Annotated in this window: 16 protein-coding genes; 8 read left to right on the top strand and 8 right to left on the bottom strand. The window is 56.2% G+C overall.

What is annotated here, in order from left to right; genetic code table 11:
* Positions 1-291 precede the first annotated feature (291 nt).
* Complete coding sequence (locus ACN0WX_RS01930) at positions 292-765, bottom strand: Lrp/AsnC family transcriptional regulator (RefSeq protein WP_417620585.1); 474 nt, start codon at positions 763-765, stop codon at positions 292-294.
* Positions 766-965: 200 nt separating this feature from the next.
* On the opposite strand from ACN0WX_RS01930, the gene ACN0WX_RS01925 reads away from it, so the two are divergent.
* The 7 genes from ACN0WX_RS01925 (at position 966) to ACN0WX_RS01895 (ending at position 13,137) form a co-directional block, all read left to right on the top strand.
* Entirely contained in the window at positions 966-3,452 is a 2,487-nt protein-coding gene (locus tag ACN0WX_RS01925) for a response regulator transcription factor (protein WP_417620584.1), read from the top strand.
* Between the two features lie 111 nt (positions 3,453-3,563).
* Complete coding sequence (locus ACN0WX_RS01920) at positions 3,564-5,117, top strand: hydantoinase/oxoprolinase N-terminal domain-containing protein (RefSeq protein ID WP_417620583.1); 1,554 nt, start codon at positions 3,564-3,566, stop codon at positions 5,115-5,117.
* A 5-nt stretch (positions 5,118-5,122) separates the two neighbouring features.
* Positions 5,123-6,226 carry a DUF917 domain-containing protein gene (locus ACN0WX_RS01915; protein ID WP_417620581.1) on the top strand — a complete coding sequence of 368 codons (1,104 nt, stop codon included), beginning with the start codon at positions 5,123-5,125 and terminating at the stop codon, positions 6,224-6,226.
* A complete protein-coding gene (locus tag ACN0WX_RS01910; RefSeq protein WP_417620580.1) occupies positions 6,226-6,963 on the top strand; it encodes an aspartate/glutamate racemase family protein in 738 nt (245 codons plus the stop codon). The genes ACN0WX_RS01915 and ACN0WX_RS01910 overlap by 1 nt, the downstream gene beginning before the upstream one ends.
* A 15-nt stretch (positions 6,964-6,978) precedes the next feature.
* Positions 6,979-9,138, top strand: a complete 2,160-nt coding sequence (locus ACN0WX_RS01905; RefSeq protein WP_417620579.1) for a TonB-dependent receptor — start codon at positions 6,979-6,981, stop codon at positions 9,136-9,138.
* Positions 9,139-9,494: 356 nt separating this feature from the next.
* Positions 9,495-11,855, top strand: a complete 2,361-nt coding sequence (locus tag ACN0WX_RS01900) for a transketolase (protein ID WP_417620578.1) — start codon at positions 9,495-9,497, stop codon at positions 11,853-11,855.
* A complete protein-coding gene (locus tag ACN0WX_RS01895) occupies positions 11,845-13,137 on the top strand; it encodes a pyruvate dehydrogenase complex dihydrolipoamide acetyltransferase (protein ID WP_417620577.1) in 1,293 nt (430 codons plus the stop codon). The genes ACN0WX_RS01900 and ACN0WX_RS01895 overlap by 11 nt, the downstream gene beginning before the upstream one ends.
* Before the next feature lie 101 nt (positions 13,138-13,238).
* Here ACN0WX_RS01895 and ACN0WX_RS01890 read toward each other — a convergent pair whose 3' ends face one another.
* Positions 13,239-13,907: an Lrp/AsnC family transcriptional regulator gene (locus ACN0WX_RS01890; RefSeq protein ID WP_417620576.1), complete on the bottom strand. Its 669-nt coding sequence runs from the start codon at positions 13,905-13,907 to the stop codon at positions 13,239-13,241.
* Here ACN0WX_RS01890 and ACN0WX_RS01885 point away from each other — a divergent pair.
* Positions 13,811-15,016 (top strand): methionine gamma-lyase, encoded by a 1,206-nt coding sequence (locus ACN0WX_RS01885; RefSeq protein ID WP_417620575.1) that lies wholly within the window; start codon positions 13,811-13,813, stop codon positions 15,014-15,016. The genes ACN0WX_RS01890 and ACN0WX_RS01885 overlap by 97 nt on opposite strands.
* Before the next feature lie 165 nt (positions 15,017-15,181).
* On the opposite strand, the gene ACN0WX_RS01880 is transcribed toward ACN0WX_RS01885, so the two are convergent.
* The 6 genes from ACN0WX_RS01880 to ACN0WX_RS01855 all read right to left on the bottom strand — a co-directional run bounded on the left by ACN0WX_RS01880 (position 15,182) and on the right by ACN0WX_RS01855 (position 19,985).
* Positions 15,182-15,859 (bottom strand): lipoate--protein ligase family protein, encoded by a 678-nt coding sequence (locus ACN0WX_RS01880; protein WP_417620574.1) that lies wholly within the window; start codon positions 15,857-15,859, stop codon positions 15,182-15,184.
* 11 nt (positions 15,860-15,870) lie between these two features.
* Positions 15,871-16,101 (bottom strand): lipoyl domain-containing protein, encoded by a 231-nt coding sequence (locus tag ACN0WX_RS01875; protein WP_417620573.1) that lies wholly within the window; start codon positions 16,099-16,101, stop codon positions 15,871-15,873.
* Positions 16,098-17,147 carry an alpha-ketoacid dehydrogenase subunit beta gene (locus ACN0WX_RS01870; protein ID WP_417620572.1) on the bottom strand — a complete coding sequence of 350 codons (1,050 nt, stop codon included), beginning with the start codon at positions 17,145-17,147 and terminating at the stop codon, positions 16,098-16,100. Before ACN0WX_RS01870 ends, ACN0WX_RS01875 begins: the two co-directional genes overlap by 4 nt.
* Entirely contained in the window at positions 17,134-18,117 is a 984-nt protein-coding gene (locus tag ACN0WX_RS01865; RefSeq protein WP_417620571.1) for a thiamine pyrophosphate-dependent dehydrogenase E1 component subunit alpha, read from the bottom strand. Before ACN0WX_RS01865 ends, ACN0WX_RS01870 begins: the two co-directional genes overlap by 14 nt.
* Positions 18,114-18,899 (bottom strand): glucose 1-dehydrogenase, encoded by a 786-nt coding sequence (locus ACN0WX_RS01860; RefSeq protein WP_417620570.1) that lies wholly within the window; start codon positions 18,897-18,899, stop codon positions 18,114-18,116. Before ACN0WX_RS01860 ends, ACN0WX_RS01865 begins: the two co-directional genes overlap by 4 nt.
* Positions 18,900-19,010: 111 nt before the next feature.
* Positions 19,011-19,985: a helix-turn-helix domain-containing protein gene (locus ACN0WX_RS01855; protein ID WP_417620569.1), complete on the bottom strand. Its 975-nt coding sequence runs from the start codon at positions 19,983-19,985 to the stop codon at positions 19,011-19,013.
* Positions 19,986-20,108: the final 123 nt, after the last annotated feature.

Raw genomic sequence — 20,108 nt, 5'->3', positions numbered from 1 at the left:
CCGGCCGGAAAGGTGGAATTCGATTTCTGGGATTGTAGTGATGCGAGAGCGCAATTTGCTGGCGTATTTGGGATCCTAATCAACAGCGGCGGCAGAAATTTTCCGAATTCAATCTTTATGCGCAACTTTCTGCTGCGGCTTATATGCGATATTCGCTCGCGTCCCTATGCACTGTGTGCGCGACAGATTCGGCCATGTCGCCACAAAAATCTCGGCTGTTGGCTCCCAATCAAGACCAAAATACGCTGCATTGCAGCTTGGCCCAACCAGCCCGGCTCTTTTGGTCGCAGTCTAGGAAGGTTTGGATGTGCCTGCGACATAGAGTCCCGAAGGCGGCTTGATGCAGCCATAGGCGAAACCGCTATCAATGCCAGCGACGCCCGGCAGGTTGTGGAGTTCGGTGCGCACGAATTTTTCGTAGGCGTCCAAATCTTCTGCAATGATGTGGAGCAGATAGTCGTACTCACCGCTCACCAGGTAGCAGGCCAGTACATTCTCGGATTCAATTATCCCGCGCTCGAACTCTGCGACGCCTCGCTTGTTGTGCTGTTGCAGCTTTATCCTGACGAACAGGGTGACGGGTTTGCCCAGCAGGGCCTGATCAATCACCGTCGTATATCCGACGATCAGTCCGGACTCCTCCATGGCGCGTACGCGACGCAAGCAGGGGGAGGGGGAAAGATTGATGCGATCGGAAAGCTCCTGATTGGTCATCCGGCCGTTATCGCGTAATTCTTTCAAAATTTTCCGCTCGTAACTATCCATGATTCCTCCCGTTGCAGATCCGATTGTTGCGCCTCTTGGCTATTTGCCACGGCGAACTTTGGCGTGGAGTAAGACCGGCGGGCGAGGCTTAGCAAGCAAATTTTGGTGCGCATGGCCTGCACATCGGGCTCACGCGGGAGTTGCCCACTCATGTATCGCCTACTTGGTAGTTAGCGAAGTTGCTGGTAGACGGACGACTAATGAGCAGATTCCCGACTCCCGCGCTGATCAATCGGATTCGATGCACGGACAAAGTGACTCTTTTGTGCGCGCCTCCCGGATACCGCAAACGCGAGACGCTGCTGGAGCTTGCTGGTAATCCTGCGGGAACTGGCCAGGCACTGTTCATTGACGGCATTGACCACAAGCTCGATCCGAAGGGCGCGGGCAACGCTGTGTTGGCCGCTGACAATCAAGCATTGTTGCTCATAGCGGACCCCCTGCTATGCGATGGAGACTTTCTGGTTCGGGCGATTGAAAGGCGGGTGGGCGCGGAGCTTTCGCCCAAGATCGTGCTGGCCATGGATGCGCTGGATCATTTGCCAATCGCTGGACTGAGGGCAAAGGGCGCTCTGGACATCGTGGGTCCGAAGACACTGGCAATCTCCCCCCGCGAAATACGGGAGGCGGCAAAAGTCGTCGGCCTCCAGTCGGTGCGGCGACGGATCACGCGAATCGCAGGTGACTGGCCGGCTGCGCTCAGCTTGCTGGTCCGCTTTGCCCTGGAGTCCGATAGCGATGCCTTTGGTCTTCCCGACGCAGACTTGCTCCGGGCGTCCGGCCTTTACGATTTTATCAATCAACGGGTGTTTCCCCTGCTGAGTCCGGTGGAGCAGGAAGTGGTCGCGCGGGCAAGCTTGCTCTCGCGGGCCGATATCGCCCTGTTGCGCCTGGCGGCGCGGGAGGATCGCAATTTCGCTGCTGCCGCACACAAGCTGCAGGGCCTCATCAGCCGCAAGAACGAGCAGTTTTCAATCAACCAGGCCCTGAGGATCTTTGTTGTTGAGCATGCGGCCACGCAGGATTTCGAGAAATTTCAGGGCAAAATTCTCGAATTGGCCGAGCAATGCGCATCAAAAAACCGCCTGCATGATGCAGCAAGGCTGGCCGCCGAGGCCGGTCATCCGGAACGTATCGGAGCCTATGCGGAAGAGCATGGTGCGCTTCTGATCTGGGTCCTGTGCGGCTTCTCCGACGTGAGAGCACTGGTCGACAATGCTGGCGCTGAGGTTATCGATAGCTCGCCTGTTCTAAGGATGATGCGCTGCATCGTCTTTCTGAAGATGGGAAATATTCACGGAGCAGAGAGGGAATTCAAGCGGCTTGCCGAAGACCCGAAAATCAGTGGATCGATGGGCAAGGAAATCGAGATCGTACGGGTTACGCTCCTTGCATATGGCTGCTCCCTCGCCCGCCAGAACGACCTCGAGCTGTTTGCCGACCTGCTCGCAGAGCAAAGCAACGAACCGGCGTGGCAGACATTCCTGGCGACGCTAAGTTGCATGCTGAATTCCCAAAGGGGGCGGTTGCACAGGGCGCGCGAAAATCTGCGCGAGGCACGCATGCATGCCGAACGGGCCGGTGCTCGGTATAATCTCATGTTTCTCCATCTCCACGAGGCGGCCATAGAGCTCGCCCAGGGCAAGCCGGAAACGGCGCGCCGGCTGGTTGCCAATGCCCGAAAAATGTGGCGGAGCGAGTTCCCGGACGATATCGGCGTCGAGACCGTGTTCTCGGCCCTGAGTGCGTCCATCGAATTTGCATTTGGCCGATTGACCAGCGCACGCCATGCGTTGCGAAAGTCTGCCCACCGGATGCCCGATGCCGAGGCGTGGTTCGATATCTATTTCGCAGCGTACGAACCCTACGCCAGAATCTACCTCAAAGACCACGACCTGACCGCGACCCTCGATATGCTTGCGGCGGAAGAAGCGAACCTTGAGGCACGTGGGCTGGGCCGAATCGCGCGTCTCCTGGGCGGGCTGGGCGATTGCCTGGCCGGCGAGGCACGGCAACGCGGAGAAATGGTCGATCACAGATTCAGCGCAGATTCTCAGGAAGAAAATCCGGTCTGGAGCTGGCAAGAACAAGAAACCTACACGCTTGCTTCGACCCATCTCGATATCTCGAACGGGAATTTCGAACGTGCGATTGAGAAGCTCGATGCGGCCAAGCTTTCTGCAACTGAGCGAGAACTCCGCCGCTCGGTCCTGCGATATGAAATCCAGATCTTTTGTGTCTACAAGCAATGCGGTGACCTGGAACAGGCGATCAAATCCTTGCGGGAGGTCGTCGCGCTGGGAACCGCTTCGGGTGCCAGCCAGATCATATCTGACCTGGTCGGTCCGCAATTGGTTGAACATGCAGGCGAGCTGGAACGTGGCAGGCCGTTCAGCGAGCAGGAGGGGCAATTTGTGGCCCGTGCCCGTGTTCGAAAAACCCGGCGAGGCATTTCGGCAAGCAAATTGAGCGCTCGGGAGACGGAAGTACTTTCTGCTCTTTCTGACGGTGGATCCGACAAGCAGTTGGCCAGGCGGCTCGGCATCTCAGAACACGGTGTCCGGTACCACCTCAAGAACATATTCAGAAAGCTGGAGGTGCATGACCGGACCTCTGCCATCGCCATTGCACACCAGAAAAAGCTCCTTCGATTCCCTGTGCCTACTAATTCAGGTAGGAGTGCATGATGCTACTAATAGGGTGACTACCGAGTAGTACAAATCACCTCCACGCCGACTGGATTGCTCGCGTTACGATCATCCGCTTATCTGCTTCGAAGTTGGAACGGGAGATCAAATGTGCGAATTGGCGTGGATGTAGGTGGAACAAATACCGATGCCGTCCTGCTTAGTGGGCGCGAGGTGCTTGGCGCCGTCAAGCGGCCGACCAGCAAGGACGTAAATACCGGCATTTCCGAAGCGATCTCTGCGTTGGTCGAAGAATGCGGCGTCACGCCGGATGCGGTGGACGCAGTCATGATCGGGACTACGCATTTCACCAATGCCTTTATCCAGCGCCGCGAGCTGGTGCCTGTCTACGCCCTCAGACTTGGTTTTCCGGCAGGACGGGGGATTCCCCCTTTCTCATCCTGGCCCAACGATCTGCGCGATGTCGTTTGCGGTGGCACGGCGATGGTTGGCGGCGGGTTTGAGTTCGATGGTCGGGAAATAGGGCCGCTCGACGAGGAGGCGATCGCCGCCAGCGTCGAAGCGGCACGTCGCAAGGGAATCACGCAAATTGCCGTGTCCTGCATCTTCAGCCAGTTGAACTCCGCTCATGAACAGCGCACGGCAGAATTGATCGCCAAGATCGCGCCCGAGATGGAAGTGTCGCTTTCCTACGAGCTTGGGCGCATCGGGCTCCTGGAAAGGGAGAATGCAGCGATCATGAACGCCAGCCTGAGGCCGATGGCGCGGACGATAACCACGGCTTTTGCAAAGGCCCTCGAAGATCTCGGAATTGCCGCACCTTTCTTTATCAGCCAGAATGATGGCACGCTGATGAGTGCCGATCATATGCAGCGATATCCGGTTCTCACCTTCGCTGCTGGGCCGACGAACAGCCTGCGCGGAGCGGCATGGCTTACCGGGGCAACCGACGCGATTGTGGTCGATATTGGAGGAACGACGTCGGACGTCGGGGTGCTTGTCTCGAGCTTTCCGCGACAGTCGACTTTTCATGTCGATGTCGGCGGAGTCCGAACCAATTTCCGGATGCCCGACGTCTACTCGATCGGGCTGGGCGGCGGCAGCCTTGTAAGCGAAACTGAAAATGATGTGGTTGTGGGACCGGATTCGGTCGGCTTCCGGCTGCTTTCCGAAGGGATGATCTTTGGAGGGAACACGTTGACGGCCAGTGATATTGCAGTGGCGGCAGGCGCTGCCGACTTTGGTGACCGGACGCTTGTCGCTGGTCTTTCCCAGAATCTTATCACCGAGGCTCAAAGCGCGATCACCCGACTGGTCGGAGACGCTATCGACAGGATGAAGACGGCACCGGGCGACATGCCGCTCATCCTCGTCGGTGGCGGAGCCGTGCTGATTGCCGATGTTCCAAGAGGGGTATCCGAGGTCTTGCGTCCCGAACATGCAGGGGTCGCCAACGCGATCGGTGCAGCCATCGGACAGGTCAGTGGTGAAATCGACCGGATTTACGCCATCACCGACGAGATTAGCCGCAAAGAGGCGCTTGACGATGCAAGAATGCAGGCAAGCGCCCAGGCAGTGGCAGCCGGAGCGGCTGAAAGCACGGTCGAGGTCGTCGATGTAGAGGCCGTTCCTCTGCAATATTTGCCGGGTGGTGCCACCCGGGTTGTGTGCCGCGTCGTCGGCGACCTGGCCATCGGAGCGTGACGGATATGATCAACCAAATTACCCTCGACAACATCGAAGCTCTCGCAATCGGCTCGTCCTTCCTCGGCACGGGCGGCGGTGGCGACCCCTATCTTGGTTCGCTGCTCTGCAGGGAAGCCATCGCCGAACACGGTCCTGTCGATATCTTGCCGGTCGAATCCATCCGGGATGAAGACCAGGTCTTTATCGCAGCCGCCCTGGGCGCGCCTACGGTGATGATTGAGAAACTGTTTTCGATCGAGGATCAGCATCGCGCAGTCGACGCGCTCGAGCAGTTCCTCGGCCGCAAGGCCACCGCGATCATCTCCGCCGAGATCGGCGGATGCAATTCGATGATGCCGGTCGCTTATGCCGCTATGCGCGGACTTCCAATCATCGATGGCGATGGGATGGGGCGCGCGTTTCCTGAGCTGCAGATGACCAGCTTCAATATCGAAGGCGTGGCATCGGCCCCGATGACTATTGCCGACGAGCATGGAAACAGCGTCGTTTTCCAGACCACATCCGGTCCGAAAGCGGAGGAACTGGCGCGCCCAGTCGCTAGTGCCATGGGGGCCAGCGTTTGCATGTCCTGCTATCCGATGACCGGCGAGCAGGCGCGCCGAGCGGCAATACCGAATACTCTGTCCGGGGCGGTAGCAATCGGGGAGGCGATTGCGCGCCATGGCAGTTCCACGCCACCGGTGGAACGGCTGCTGGCTGCATTGCGCGGGCACCAATATTATTCCGATGCTGCCGTGCTTTTCCAGGGCAAGATCACGGCGCTGGAACGGGACACTAGCAAGGGCTGGGTGTTCGGCTCCTGCACGGTATCCGCACTGAGCGGGTCGGGTCAGGCAGAGCTGAAGTTTCAGAACGAAAATCTCGTCGTCCATGTTGATGGGAAGCTGCGGTGTGTCGTGCCGGACCTCGCGACCGTCGTCGATGCCGAGACCGGTCACGCCATTCCGACCGAGCGGCTTGCCTATGGTCAGCGCGTGGCCGTTGTCGGCTGCAGCGCCCCTCCCATGCTCAGGACATCCCGCGCCCTCGAAGTCGTTGGCCCGAAATGCTTTGGGCTGGCCGAGGAATATATTCCGATTGCCCAACTGATTGAGGATATCATCTAATGCACATCCATCTCATAACGCCCATCATCACCGAAGGTATTCGCACGCTTGACGATGTCTCTCAGCTGATAAACGACGAGCTTTCGATTACGCAGTCCCTCATCGAGACGGGGCCAGCTTCCATCGAATGTGAATTTGACGAGGCCATGGCCGTGCCGGGGATCGTTGCAGAGGCCCTCAAGGCCGAACGGGCTGGCTGCGATGCAATCATTATCGATTGCATGGGTGACCCGGGCATGAAGGTGGCGCGGGAGATGGTCTCTATCCCGGTGCTCGGGCCTGCGGAAACGTCAATGCACGTTGCCGCAATGCTTGGTCATCGTTTCAGCGTCGTGACGGTGCTCGATGCCGTGGTGCCGATGCTGGAAAACCTTGCCACGGTCTACGGTGTCGGCGGGAAGCTGGCTTCGGTTCGCTCAATCGGCATACCCGTGCTCGAAATCGAGGCGGAACCGGAGCGCGTCAGCGAGAAGCTTATAAAGGCGTCGCTGGAAGCCGTCGAGCAAGATGGCGCCCATGCGATTGTGCTCGGCTGTACGGGATTTCTCGGCTGTGCCGATGCAATTACCGCGACCCTGAATGCCAAAGGATACGATCTTCCCGTGATTGATCCTATCCCTGCCACGGTCTGCATGGCCGCCGGAATTGTGCGCGCGGGCCTCACTCACAGCAAACGGACTTATGCCCCCCCGCGGGCGAAAGAATTGGTCGGTTATCCGGCTATAACTGAAGTATGACAGGGAGAAAAAAACATGATCCAGCATCTTTACAAGCATACCAGTCAAACAGCCATTGCAGCCACGCTCCTGGGAATAGCTACTCCTGCGATGGCGCAGGAAGCCAAGAGCTCCGACACCGACATTGGTGTCATCGTTGTCACGGCCCAGAAACGAGAACAGCGTCTCGATGATGTCGGCGTCACGATCAATGTACTGACCGGCGACGATCTGAAAGCCTCCGGCACGGTATCTCTCGTTGACCTCGCCGGGATTACGCCGAATGTTCAGATAAAAAACGTGGTTTCGAACAGCATCACCAACGTCACCATCCGCGGCATCGGGCTCAACGACTATGCAGCAAACAATAATCCAGCGGCCGGCATCTACGTCGACAATGTCTATCTCGTCTCGCCGGCGATGCTGACGTTTGGACTGTTTGATATTGATCGGGTGGAAGTTCTCAAAGGGCCGCAAGGTGATCTCTATGGTCGTAACACCACCGCAGGTGCCGTCAACATTATTAGCCGGGGCCCGACCTTTAGTCCGGAATTCGAGATGGAAGCCGGATACGGGCGCTATGACAGCGCCAACTTCCGGGTCGGCGCTGGCGGAGAATTGGCACCAACCCTGGCGGGTCGGGTCGCCTTCCAGACGATGCAGCAGGAATCCGGCTGGCAAACCAACTATGTCACCGGCGAGCGATTCGGCGGGATCAACCGGACCAACGGGCGCCTGCAACTCAAATGGGAGCCGAGTGACTCGTTTAACGTTCTGCTGAGCGCGCACCATGGTGAAGACAGGTCAGCCGTGCTGCTTCACAAGGCGGATAATATTCTCACCACCGAAGAGGACGCCTTTGCGGATGATGCCCGGACCACCGGAGCCGGAAACAATCCGCACATGGAGCTCAAGTCAACCGGTGTCTCGGCGACAATCGACTGGACGGTTGCTCCACGTCTGACGCTGACCTCGATCAGCGCATATGAAGATTTCAGCCGTGTCCATGTGGAGGATACGGATGGAACCTCGCTGAGTTATCTCGACTCAACTTATGCAAACGATATCAAACAGTACTCCCAGGAACTGAGGCTTGGCTTCGATGGCGATGCGCTCGATCTAATCGGCGGCCTCTATTATTCGAATGATGAAATTAGCACGCGCGATGAATATTTCTCGCCGGACTTGTTGCCGTCGTTCGGGTTGGGTGGTCTCGATGTGATAGGCAATACCTACCGACAGGAAACAGATGCCTATGCTGCCTTCTTGCATGGCGAATGGACCTTCGCACCCTCGCTCACACTGATCGGTGGCCTTCGCTATACCGAGGAAAAGAAGGTGTTCGACAATGCCACCACCTTCCTGTGTGCCGCGGATGCCTGTTCAAATGTTTTCGCACCGGTATCGAACCGTTATTCGACCTCGAATGTTTCGGGCAAGATCGGACTGAATTATCAGCCTGCCGACCGCACGCTAATCTATGCGACGGTGAGCCGTGGGTTCAAGTCCGGCGGATTCCAGGGGCAACTGGTATTTGACCCTACCGTGCTGGAGCCGTTTGATGATGAGCAATTGACCGCCTATGAACTCGGGCTCAAAGTCCGCCTGGCATCTAATCTGCAGTTGAATGCGGCAGCGTTTTACTACGACTACACGGAGTTGCAGATCTACGGTCCCTTGTTCGATTCGCCGGTAGGGGTTTTGTTCGGAATTGATAACGTCGGAGACGCGCGCGTCCAAGGCGCGGAAGCGGACATTTGGTGGAAGCCGGTCGACGGATTGGATCTGCGTTTCGGTGTGGGAACCGTTAATACGAAAGTGACCAGGTCGGTCGTGGCCGGGGTGACGGAAGGTAGCATTCTGCCAAACTCTCCCAGCCTCAACCTCAATGGTACGCTGCGCTATGAATGGGATCTGTCAGACGGGCTTGCCGCCGATATTTCGCTTTCAGGCAAGTATCAGAGTCGGGTCCGCTTCGATGTCGTCCGCAGTCCGGTCGAAGCGATCGAAGACGGCTATTTTCTCGGGAATGCAGAGATTGGCTTGACGTTCGACGATCATATCAGGGCATCGTTGTGGGCCAAGAATGTTTTCGACAAGCTTTATCGGACGCAGGCATTGGTCACCAGTGTAGGATGGACCTATCACTACGGGGCTCCGCGTACTTTTGGAGTTAGCCTCTCCTACGAGATGTGAGGCGTCGCTTCGCCGGAAGCTCTGTTGTGCCAACGTCAATATGGTCAGCCATTGGCTAGCGTTGCCAAGGCCGGGGTCGGGAATTCCAATCTCTTCCCCGCCTGGCCTCCGCCTATGCGAAGCGAATACGACAACGATCCTATGCCAGCGACAGAACCATTGGTCGGTCCGTTCCCAGGCCGACCCCTGGTTTCCTGTTGAGGAATTTCAGGGGTCCCGTCATTTGGCATGATCGGCCTCGCAACCGGTATTTTGCGTAAAATCACGTCAATATATCTGAATATGACGTAAGCATTGGCAAGGACATGTTGGCCGTAACGATCTATAAGCGGCGACCTAGATCCGGAGATTCAAGAATGGTGAGAACGGCGTCATACTCAAGCGCGGAAACCACAAATGTGCTCGAAACCCTTGAAGCGCGTTTGCGCTGGCTTTCGTCCTGGACCGTGCATAACGCCAATCACATTAGACCCAAGCGGGACGGCCTGAAGGTTGGAGGACATCAGGCGAGCTGCGCGTCGATGACTGCGATCATGGCTGCACTCTATTTCCATGCGCTGCGCCCTCAGGACAAGGTCGCAGTGAAGCCACATGCGGGCCCCGTCCTGCATGCCATTCAATATATGCTTGGCAATCAATCACGCGAAAATCTGAAAAACTTTCGCGGCCTTGGCGGTGTCCAGAGCTATCCGTCGCGGACCAAGGATAGCATCCAGGTTGATTTTTCAACCGGCTCCGTTGGGTTGGGGGTCGCGGTTACGGCCTTTTCCAGTCTGGTCCAGGATTATCTGATCGCGCACGGCCAGCTGAAAAACGAAGACGCGGGCAGAATGATCGCGCTGATGGGCGACGCGGAGCTCGATGAAGGCAATATCTACGAGTGCCTGATCGAAGGATATAAACATGATATCCGCAATTGCTGGTGGATCGTGGATTATAACCGGCAGTCACTGGACAGCACCACCGCCGACCGCATGTTCCGCCGCTTTGACGATATATTCGAGACCTGTGGCTGGCGGGTGATCACGCTCAAATATGGCAAGCTTCAGCAAAAGGCGTTCAAGAAGCCGGGGGGCAGGGCGCTGGAGGAGTGGATCGACAATTGTCCAAACGCCGATTTTGCTGTCCTGACCTACAAAGGCGGAGCGGCGTGGCGGGAGCGGCTGCTCGCAGACATCGGCAGCAAGGCGAACGTCAAGAAGCTCATCGCCAGCTATGACGACGACCAGCTTGCCGCGCTCATGACCAATCTCGGTGGTCATTGTATGGCAAGTCTGACTGAGGCGTTTGATGCAGCGAACGACGAACTACCAACTATGTTCATCGCTTATACCGTGAAGGGCTTTGGCCTGCCGCTGGCCGGACACAAAGACAATCACTCCGGCATGATGAACCCCGCTCAGATTCATGGACTGCGCGATCGGCTGGGCATTGCCGAGGGGGATGAATGGGAGCCCTATGCAGGACTTGGCGACAATATGGCCGCCGAACTCAAGGCATTTATGGAAAACAGCGCCTTTGCCAAAACGCCACAAGAGGGCGAAGCGGACACCATTGCGGTCCCACCGCGATTTGCGACGCCCGATGGTGATGAACTGTCGACACAAGCGGCGTTTGGCAGGATAATATTTGACCTCGCCAAATCCGATGAGGAAATCGGCAACCGGATCGTGACCACTGCGCCAGATGTGACGCAGACGACGAATCTTGGTGCTTTTGTGAACCAGCGCGGCCTGTTCCGCCGTCAGGAAGTGGCCGATGTGTTCAGGCAGGCCAAAATCCCCTCAGCGCAAAAATGGGCGGCCCACGCGGCGGGCCAGCATATCGAGCTGGGAATTGCCGAGAATAACTTCTTTCTCATGCTGACATCACTGGGGCTCTCGGGACCGCATTTCGGTACGCGGCTGCTGCCGGTTGGCACGGTCTATGATCCGTTTATTGCGCGCGGTCTCGATGCGCTCAACTACGGCTGTTATCAGGATGCGCGCTTCCTGCTTGTGGGGACACCGTCGGGTCTGACGCTTGCCGGCGAAGGCGGTGCTCACCAGTCGATCAACACGCCGCTCATCGGGATGGGTCAGCCCAATCTTGATTATTTTGAACCGGCATGGGCCGATGAGGTCGCGCTGATGATGCGTCATGCGTTTGAACATATGCAGCAACCTGACGGCAGCTCGGTCTACCTGCGTCTGAGCACGCGGTCGATTGCCCAGGTTGAACGGAGCGATGATGCCTGGGAGGCCAACGCCCTGAAGGGCGGTTACTGGCTTCGTCCGCCCGGACCGGAAACAGAAGCCGCCATCGTCTTTACCGGCGCGGTCGCCCCCGAGGCACTTGCAGCATGGGACATTCTGTCGGAAGACATGCCGGGACTGGGTCTTCTCAATGTGACCTCGCCTGACCTGCTGCACCGCGGCTGGTCTGCGCGCCGTGCTGGTCGCTGGAACAATGCGCAGACCGACAATAGCGCTTCGCACGCTGAAAACCTGCTGTCGGCCCTGCCACCCGGTGCCGGTCTGGTCACAATATTGGATGGCTCACCGGGAGCCCTGTCCTGGCTGGGCGGTGTCAAGGGTATGCGGGTTAGCCCGCTCGGCACCGATCGCTTTGGGCAAACCGGTGATCTGCCCGACCTCTATCGTGAATATAGGCTTGATTCAGAGGCCATCATCGATGCCGTCGCTGAACTGTTCCTGGAGAATTGTGATGGCGCTTGAACTCAAAATGCCGGCACTGTCTCCGACCATGGAAAAAGGCACATTGGCCAGATGGCTCGTCGCAGTTGGCGATGAGGTCAAGTCCGGTGATGTCATTGCCGAGATCGAAACCGATAAGGCGACAATGGAATTTGAAGCGGTTGATGAGGGGCGAATAGCCTCACTCACGGTGGCTGAGGGCACCGACGATGTTCCGGTCGGCACGATTATCGCAACCATGGCCGAGGACGGCGACGAAGTCGCTGCTCCCCCGGTCCCGGAGGCTTCGAACGCTGGGGGTGAAGCGTCCGCAGAAGTGCCAATAGCTCCTCCTTCAGCCACTCCGGAACCCGCCGCGGTTCCGGTTGCCGACCCCGCCCCGACACCATGTGTTGCCCCGCATACGGAAAGTCAGGCGGACAATGCCACCCCGCTTGCCCGGCGTATCGCCAGGTTCAAGGGGCTTTCGCTCCATAGCCTAAAAGGGTCCGGACCGCGCGGCAAAATCGTCAAAGCCGACCTCGGCTTGCCGTCAATGCTGCCGCCTTCATCCAGTGCTATGCCGCAAATGAATGCCCCTCGATCCACACCGGCCTATGACCCGCCAGCAGGAGTTCCGGTAGAGAGTGTCAAGCTCACCACAATGCGTAAGACCATTGCCCGCCGCCTGAGCGAATCCAAGCAAACTGTGCCGCATTTTTATCTGGCCGTTCGCTGTAATCTCGACCCGCTACTCAAGCTTCGCAGCGAACTCAACGCCAGTCTCGCGCCGCGCGGCATAAAGCTGTCGGTCAATGATTTCATGATCAAGGCGTTGGCCATGGCGCTTGTCGAAGTACCGGATGCGAATGTCCAGTTTGGCGGCGATGTTCTACACCGTTTTAGCCGGGCCGACGTCTCCATGGCCGTCGCCATTGAAGGCGGCCTTATAACGCCGGTTATCCGGGATGCAGCGTCACTTTCCCTGTCCGCCATTGCAAAGCAGAGCAAGGCGCTCGCTTCCAAAGCGCGCAACGGCAAGCTGGAACCCGAAGATTATGAAGGCGGAACAGCGTCCATCTCCAATCTCGGGATGTTCGGTATCGACGAGATGGTCCCGGTTATCAATCCGCCGCAAGCGCTCATTCTGGGAATTGGCTCAGTGATCGAGCAACCTTGGAAGGTGGACGGAGAAATATCGCTGGCCAAGATCATGTCTGCCACCGGCAGCTTTGATCACCGCGCGATAGACGGAGCGGTCGCCGCCGAGTTTATGGCCGCCTTCAGAACTTTGTTGGAGAGCCCATTACTGATTGTGGGCTAACGCCGGAATGAGTGAAAGTCCCAAACAGCCTTTTGATCTTGCGGACGGATCCGCTGAGCGGATGCAGTTTTCCTTTCTCCGTCGTTTCGATCCATATAAGACTAGGGGCGTCGCATAGGAAAGACCGCCGTTCGTTTGATTTCGTCCAATGCGAAATTCGAATCGATTGATGCGATACCAGGAATTTTATGGATTTTTCCTCTTAGAAACTGGTTGTATTCTTCCAGATCGGCCAGTGCGACCCGCAGAAGATAATCATCACTTCCAGCGAGCAAATAACACTCCAGAACATTGTCGAGGTCACGTACAGACTGTTCAAATTTCTGAACGACTTCGCCGGTATGAGATTGAAGCCGGATATGGACAAAAATCGTAATTGGCAATCCATATGCTTCCTGGTCGACGGAAGCCGAATAACCCCGGATAGTTCCGTTATTTTCCAGTATGCGTACGCGGCGCAAGCAGGGAGAAGGCGAGAGCCCTATTTTATCGGAAAGTTCTTGATTTGTGAGTTTTCCATTTTGCTGTAGAGCTCTGATTATTGATATATCAATCCTATCCATATTGAGAAAATGGCATAATATGCCAAATTTATCAATAAAATTAGATAAAATCGCAAGCACATACCACGTCTTTTTCGATATAGCCCTGTCATCTAGCAAAGGATGAAAAGATGACTGATCCTGCAGGTTTTTCGACGCGCGCGATACATGATGGCTATAATCCACTGGACGAACAGGGTGCGTTGACACCACCAGTATATTTGACATCCACTTTTGTGTCCGAGACATCAGAAGAAATGGGCGCGCGTTTCGCAGGCGAGGCACCAGGGCATTTCTATTCACGCATATCTAATCCGACGGTTGACCTGTTGGAACGACGTGTCGCCTCGCTCGAAGGCGCTGAAGCGGCGCTGGGCACCGGATCGGGTATGGGCGCTATCGCTGCTGCAATCTGGACACTGGTTAAGCCAGGTGATGAAATATTGGTGGACAAGACGCTTTATGGTTGCACATTTGCGTTCATGAAGCACGGGCTAGCCCGGTTTGGAATTACCATCACCCACGTTGACATGACCAATCCTGAGAATTTGGAAGCGGTAATAGGACACAGAACGCGGATTGTATATTTTGAGACTCCCGCCAATCCCAACATGCGGCTAGTTGATATCGCGGCCATTAGCGAGATCGCCCATGTCCATGGCGCCATGGTGATTGTGGACAATACGTACGCGTCTCCCTATTTGACCCGTCCAATCGAACATGGTGCAGACATGGTGGTGCATTCAGCTACCAAATATCTCGGTGGGCATGGCGATCTGGTGGCTGGAATCATCGCAGGAAATGCAGAAATCATAAAGGATATCCGGCTTTTCGGGCTCAAAGATATGACGGGCGCGGTGATGTCTCCTTTCACTGCGATGCTTGTGCTGCGCGGATTAAAGACATTATCTCTCCGAATGGAACGGCATTGCTTCAATGCGCAACAGGTCGCCAATTATTTGCAGGGGCATCCGGCATTATCTGCTGTGCACTATCCTGGGCTTCCTGTTTTCAAGCAGCACGACTTGGCAAAGCGACAGATGCGGGATTTTGGGGGTATGATTGCTTTCGAATTGCATGGCGGGGTTGCTGCCGGGAAATCATTGATCGATAGTCTTAAACTGATCCACTGTGCGGTCAGCCTAGGGGATGCCGATACATTGATTCAGCATCCTGCAACAATGACTCACAGCACCTATACAGAAGACGAAAGAGCCAGATTCGGAATTACCGAAGGACTGGTCCGTCTGTCGGTTGGGCTAGAAGATGTTGAGGATATCATCGCCGACTTGGATGCTTCGCTTCCATCCGGTCGAACCGTCTTAAGTGCGGCGTAATAGTCTCAGCCACGATACCCGTGACTCACCCCTATTCGACCGAAGCTGCTGAAGTACAAGCGCAAAGCTGGGTTGGTCGACTACGCTGACACGATCGTTGAGGCCGAAACCCTGCTGCGAGCGGGGCCCGAGATGCTCTGCTGTGTTGGGAAAAGCGGATTCTGTTCATGCGAGGCTCAAATCCATTATATTTGCAAGAGTAATGTGGCTGGATCTCGCATATACATGGCCCAGTCCTAGCTCTCGTTCGAATTTGCTTATTAAGGAAATATCGCTCTCGGGCGAGCCGTAAATTGCTATGGACGCGTGACAGATGTAGGCGTTTTGGTTCTTTCGGCGGACGATGCGCGATGCCGTTCCCGCAATCTTTCTGCCTTTGAGACACAGGTTATAACTGCCGTCGCAATAAGCCCCTTGGATCGGACCGACAAAAGGGTTGATATGCAGTTTTTGAAAACTTTCTTGTAACAATGTGATCAAGCTTTCGTAGCTGGTATTGGGCTTCACTGGCTTACTGCCTGCAGCAACAGCCAGAGAGACATTCAATATTCCCGGGCGATGAATCACTGTCGAACCACCCGACGACCGGACATAGACGGGCCAGCCTGATCTCGCGCTCAAGTTTGCTGCTTCGGTAAACCCTTCACGCCTCGCAATTGGACGCGTCGTTACAAGGCAGTTTTGGTTTTCCCAGATTCTGAGACATGATGACCCGGGAGGCAAAGCGGCGACTTTTTCGACAAGCGCATCATCATCGTCTATCGCCTGCTGTCCCGAACAGTCTTCAACCTCAGTTTCAGCCGAAACTGCACGAGCAAGGCGGCGAACAAGTTCCCGTTCCATTGTCGAGGCCATTATTGTACCGAGCCAACCACCTGTCCGGGAATGACAATTTCATCCTCTGCCACCGCAATGCATAGCGCGCCACTGGCCGGGGCAGAAATTTCGAAGCTGGTTTTCTCCACCATGATTTCGGCGACCGTCACGCCTTTCTGAACGGTTTCACCTTCGCCATAGAGCCAGGTTGCAAGGGCGGCTTCCTGATCCGGGTCCCACTGGCCCCGAGGCACCAATATATCTGTCATTTCTGTTCTCCCAGCATGGCGATTATCCTGCTCTCGATCTTCCGGGCATCGGGCAGTAGGAAATGCTCCATAACGGGTGTGAACGGAATCGGGATATCGGGATGGGCGATGCGTTGCGGCGGACATTTCAGGGGTTCGGGCAGCGCTTCACATACCGTTGCGATGATTTCCGCTCCGATGCCGAAGCTGAGATAGTCGTCGTCGACCACCAGCAGCCGTCCGGTTTTGGCGACCGAGGCAAGGATCGTCTCCCGGTCAAGCGGCGCTATGGTCCGTAAATCCACGACTTCTGCGTCTATTCCAGTTTGATCGAGATTTCTGGCAGCAGCAAGCGCCTGATGCACCGTTGCCCCGAGGCCGACAATGGTGATATCGCTTCCATCGCGAACGACCGATGCTTTGCCGATCGGCACGAGATATTCGTTCTCCGGCGTATCATTGATTGAGCCGGCCACCGTGCCCAGCCAGCCCATGCCCTGCAACGCCTTGTGGAACATGAAAATGACCGGATTGTCGTCGCGGATAGCGGAGAGCATCAGGCCCTTGGCATCATGGGCGTTGGAGGGGATCACCACTTTCATGCCCGGCAGATGTCCGAATGTGGCGTAGAGGCATTGGCTGTGCTGGCCGGCATCGCCATAGCCGCCGCCGACCGATGTCATCAGCACCATCGGGCAGGGCACCTTTCCGCTCGAGAAATAGCTTTGCTTGGCGGCAAGATTGTAGATGGCATCCATGCAGACACCGAAAAAATCGACGAACATCAATTCGACGATCGGTCGTACCCCCGATGCCGCCATACCGACCGCCGCACCAATAAAGGCCGTTTCGGATATCGGCGTATCTCGCACGCGATCCCCTCCGAACGTCTCGAACAATCCGGTGGTTGTACCGAACACGCCGCCCATTTTCCCGATATCCTCACCCATCACCAGAACGGACGGGTCGCGTTTCATCTCCTGACCTATGGCCTCGCTCATTGCCTTTGCGATGGTCAGTCGGCGTTCCGCACCAGGTTTCTCGACGGTTTCATCAGGCAAAGACATGGTCAAAGGCCTCCTTCGGTTCGGGGTAATCATTGCTGCGCGCGAAGGAAAATGCCTGGTCGACAATTTTGCGGGCTTCGTTTTCGGCGCGATCAAGTTCGGTTGCTTCAAATCCTGCTTCGAGCAACCGGGCCCGATAAGCGGGAATGGGATCGGCTTCCTTCAATCGCTTGACCTCGTCCCTGGGTCGATAGCCTTCCGGATCGCCTATGAAATGGCCTTCTAACCGGCTGGTTTCTATCTCGATCAGACTGGGGCCGGAACCGGACCTTGCCCGTTCGATGGCGATACCCGCGGCCTCATATACGGCATCGGGATCATTGCCGCCGACATGAAAGCCGGGCATCGCATAGCCGCCCGCCCGGTCGGCATTGCTGGCAACCGCAGTACAGGCGCTTTTCGGGACGGAAATGCCGTAGCTATTGTCCTCGATGACAAACACCACCGGAGCCTTCCATACCGCAGCGAGATTGAGGCTTTCATGAAAAGCCCCCTGATTGGCGGCGCCTTCGCCTAGAAAAGCAACAGCGACGGCATCGCTTCCCCGCATTTTGGCAGCCATGGCGGCACCGACCGCCGGTCCCATTCCCTGCGCAATAATGCCCGAGCAGGAAAAATTCACCGCCGGATCGAACAGATGCATATGGCCACCGCGTCCGCCAGCCAGCCCGTCTTTCTTACCGAAAATCTCGGCTGCCATGGCATTCAGATCGACGCCCTTGGCGATCGCGATATGATGCGGCCGGTGGGTGGCGGTAACGGTATCATCCGGGCGCAAATGCGCGCACACGCCCACCGCGCAAGGCTCCTGTCCATCGGACAAATGCATCTCGCCGGGCAGCGGCCCTTTTGCCATGTTGAAAACCGGTGATTTGCCTTCAAAATAAGCGGGCTTGATAAGATCTTCAAAATGCCGGCTCTTGACCATCTGGGCATACATCCAAAGCCGCTTGCTATCATTGCTGCTCATCGTGCCACCCATCCGCCATCAATCACCAGTTCGATGCCGGTGACAAAGCGAGATTCATCAGAGGCCAGGTATATGGCACCCATGGCTATATCTTCCGGTGTGCCAACCGTATTCAGCGGGCATAGCGCGGCAATCGCTCCCCATGGATCATCGGCCGGGACCGAGCCATTTTCGACCCATCCTTCAACCGCCATTTCCAGCATCGGAGTGCGAATGCAGCCCGGGTGAATGGAATTGCAGCGGATCGCATCGCCATGCGCCGCCCATTCAATGGCCAGGCTTTTGGTCATGTGCCGGACAGCGCCTTTCGAGGTATTATAGGCCAGTTGATCCGGGTAGCCTACCAGACCCGCAATCGACGAAATATTGATCACCGAGGCGGAAGAACCGGATTGTCCCGATTCGCAAAGCAACGCCTCCAGTGTCCTGCAGCCGAGGAAAATTCCATCGACATTGACCGCCATGATTCCGCGCCAGTCTGCCAGGCTATGATCCCGCATTGGTTTCACAAGTTCGAGCCCGGCATTGTTGACCAGAATATCAAGCTTGCCGAATTGCTCGCTGATGTAATCAGCCAGTTCCTGCCAATTATCTGACGAGGAAACATCCAGATGAAAGGCGGTTGCACCAATTTGAGCGGCGCGTGCATTGGCCCCGCCATCATTGACATCGCCAATGATGATCTGTGCACCTTCCTTGGCCATTGCCTCCGCAATGCCAGCTCCTATTCCCTGGGCCGCTCCGGTAATACACACGACCTTGTTCTGCAGGCGTCCAGCCATAATCCCATCCCCTCGTCTTGATGTTCTGGAATAGTTGAACTCTTGCCAGTCCGCTTGTGTCAGCGCGGCAACAAAGTTGATCCTGGGCGAACTGATACCGGACCGATCGGCTTAGTTGTCGGTGTCGCTGCTTCGATAGGATTGTTTGAACTGCCGCGGTGACTGTCCGAATTCATTCTTGAACGCATGGCTGAAGTGGGAAGCATCCGCAAAACCGCGCTGCATAGCAATCTGGGTCACCGACAATTTGCTTTTGGCCGGCTCGCAAAGATCCGCTTTGGCGGCATTTAATCGTCGTTTGCGAATCCAGCTTCCGGCACTTTCATCTGCTCCTTCGAACAAACGATGCAAATAGCGCGGACTGAACTTGAAGGCCGCCGCAATTGATGCCGGGGAAAGGTCGGGTTCGCCAAGATTCGCAACTATATATTCCTGGACCCGGTTAAGCACTGCCTGCCGGAAGGCTGTGCTCGAACGATTGGCGCTATCCGGCTTGAAGGCTGCCGCGACCAATTCCACCGTCGCCCTTAACACCGCTGGCCGGTCTTCCGGTTCCACCAGCTCGATGGCTTGGTGAATTTGCACCAGGTGGGAATGTAAGATCGACCCAAGGCCTTTGGTCCCGTCAACACTCAGGCCACACATATCTTCGATACCGGGGATCATCATTTTGGCATTGTCGCGCGGGATCAATATTGAGAATTGATTCAACCTGCTGGTATTTTGAAATTTTGCTGGACGGGTGCTGTCCCAAATCGCGATTTTGCCATTCGAAATGACGGTTTCGTTGGCCCCTTGCGCCAGAAGACATTCTCCCTCCGTGAAAAAAAGAAGGCAAAAATAGGCATCTTTGCTTTTCTTGATATCGTCCATTGAACGAAATCCGGTTACCGGATCTGCCACAATATGGGTGAGCATATAGTCGTTCACGGCCCGCCGGCGCACTTCGGCTATATATTGGTCATTTCGATCCGATTTCAGATCCCAGTGAAAATGGGTGCGATCGAGCACTTCCTGAAAGCCAGGCAATTGCCGTGTGGGAGGCAGGCTGGCCGATTGCCAGCTCTCTTCCTCAATTATCCCCATAAACCCTCTCCTAACTCAACGCTACGACGCCTCGGCGACATTCGCAAGCTGGTGTGTTTTTATGGCACAGATTGCCAAGTTTGGTGTCCTGCTCAAACAAATTTAGACATGTCGGTTCACCAA

Origin of the sequence: Parasphingorhabdus sp., from assembly GCF_048269915.1 — a bacterium.
In the GTDB taxonomy this organism is placed as follows: Bacteria; Pseudomonadota; Alphaproteobacteria; order Sphingomonadales; family Sphingomonadaceae; genus Parasphingorhabdus.
The sequence above is the reverse complement of the archived record's forward strand: the minus strand, read 5'-3'. Positions and strand labels throughout refer to the sequence as shown.

Excerpts from the sequence above, each read along its gene's own strand:
- ACN0WX_RS01885 (WP_417620575.1), top strand. The coding sequence starts at position 13,811 with ATGACTGATCCTGCAGGTTTTTCGACGCGCGCGATACATGATGGCTAT.
- ACN0WX_RS01900 (WP_417620578.1), top strand. The coding sequence starts at position 9,495 with ATGGTGAGAACGGCGTCATACTCAAGCGCGGAAACCACAAATGTGCTC.
- ACN0WX_RS01930 (WP_417620585.1), bottom strand. The coding sequence starts at position 765 with ATGGATAGTTACGAGCGGAAAATTTTGAAAGAATTACGCGATAACGGC.
- ACN0WX_RS01865 (WP_417620571.1), bottom strand. The coding sequence starts at position 18,117 with ATGAGCAGCAATGATAGCAAGCGGCTTTGGATGTATGCCCAGATGGTC.
- ACN0WX_RS01890 (WP_417620576.1), bottom strand. The coding sequence starts at position 13,907 with ATGTCAAATATACTGGTGGTGTCAACGCACCCTGTTCGTCCAGTGGAT.
- ACN0WX_RS01855 (WP_417620569.1), bottom strand. The coding sequence starts at position 19,985 with ATGGGGATAATTGAGGAAGAGAGCTGGCAATCGGCCAGCCTGCCTCCC.
- ACN0WX_RS01925 (WP_417620584.1), top strand. The coding sequence starts at position 966 with ATGAGCAGATTCCCGACTCCCGCGCTGATCAATCGGATTCGATGCACG.
- ACN0WX_RS01875 (WP_417620573.1), bottom strand. The coding sequence starts at position 16,101 with ATGACAGATATATTGGTGCCTCGGGGCCAGTGGGACCCGGATCAGGAA.
- ACN0WX_RS01915 (WP_417620581.1), top strand. The coding sequence starts at position 5,123 with ATGATCAACCAAATTACCCTCGACAACATCGAAGCTCTCGCAATCGGC.
- ACN0WX_RS01860 (WP_417620570.1), bottom strand. The coding sequence starts at position 18,899 with ATGGCTGGACGCCTGCAGAACAAGGTCGTGTGTATTACCGGAGCGGCC.
- ACN0WX_RS01905 (WP_417620579.1), top strand. The coding sequence starts at position 6,979 with ATGATCCAGCATCTTTACAAGCATACCAGTCAAACAGCCATTGCAGCC.
- ACN0WX_RS01910 (WP_417620580.1), top strand. The coding sequence starts at position 6,226 with ATGCACATCCATCTCATAACGCCCATCATCACCGAAGGTATTCGCACG.
- ACN0WX_RS01895 (WP_417620577.1), top strand. The coding sequence starts at position 11,845 with ATGGCGCTTGAACTCAAAATGCCGGCACTGTCTCCGACCATGGAAAAA.
- ACN0WX_RS01880 (WP_417620574.1), bottom strand. The coding sequence starts at position 15,859 with ATGGAACGGGAACTTGTTCGCCGCCTTGCTCGTGCAGTTTCGGCTGAA.
- ACN0WX_RS01870 (WP_417620572.1), bottom strand. The coding sequence starts at position 17,147 with ATGTCTTTGCCTGATGAAACCGTCGAGAAACCTGGTGCGGAACGCCGA.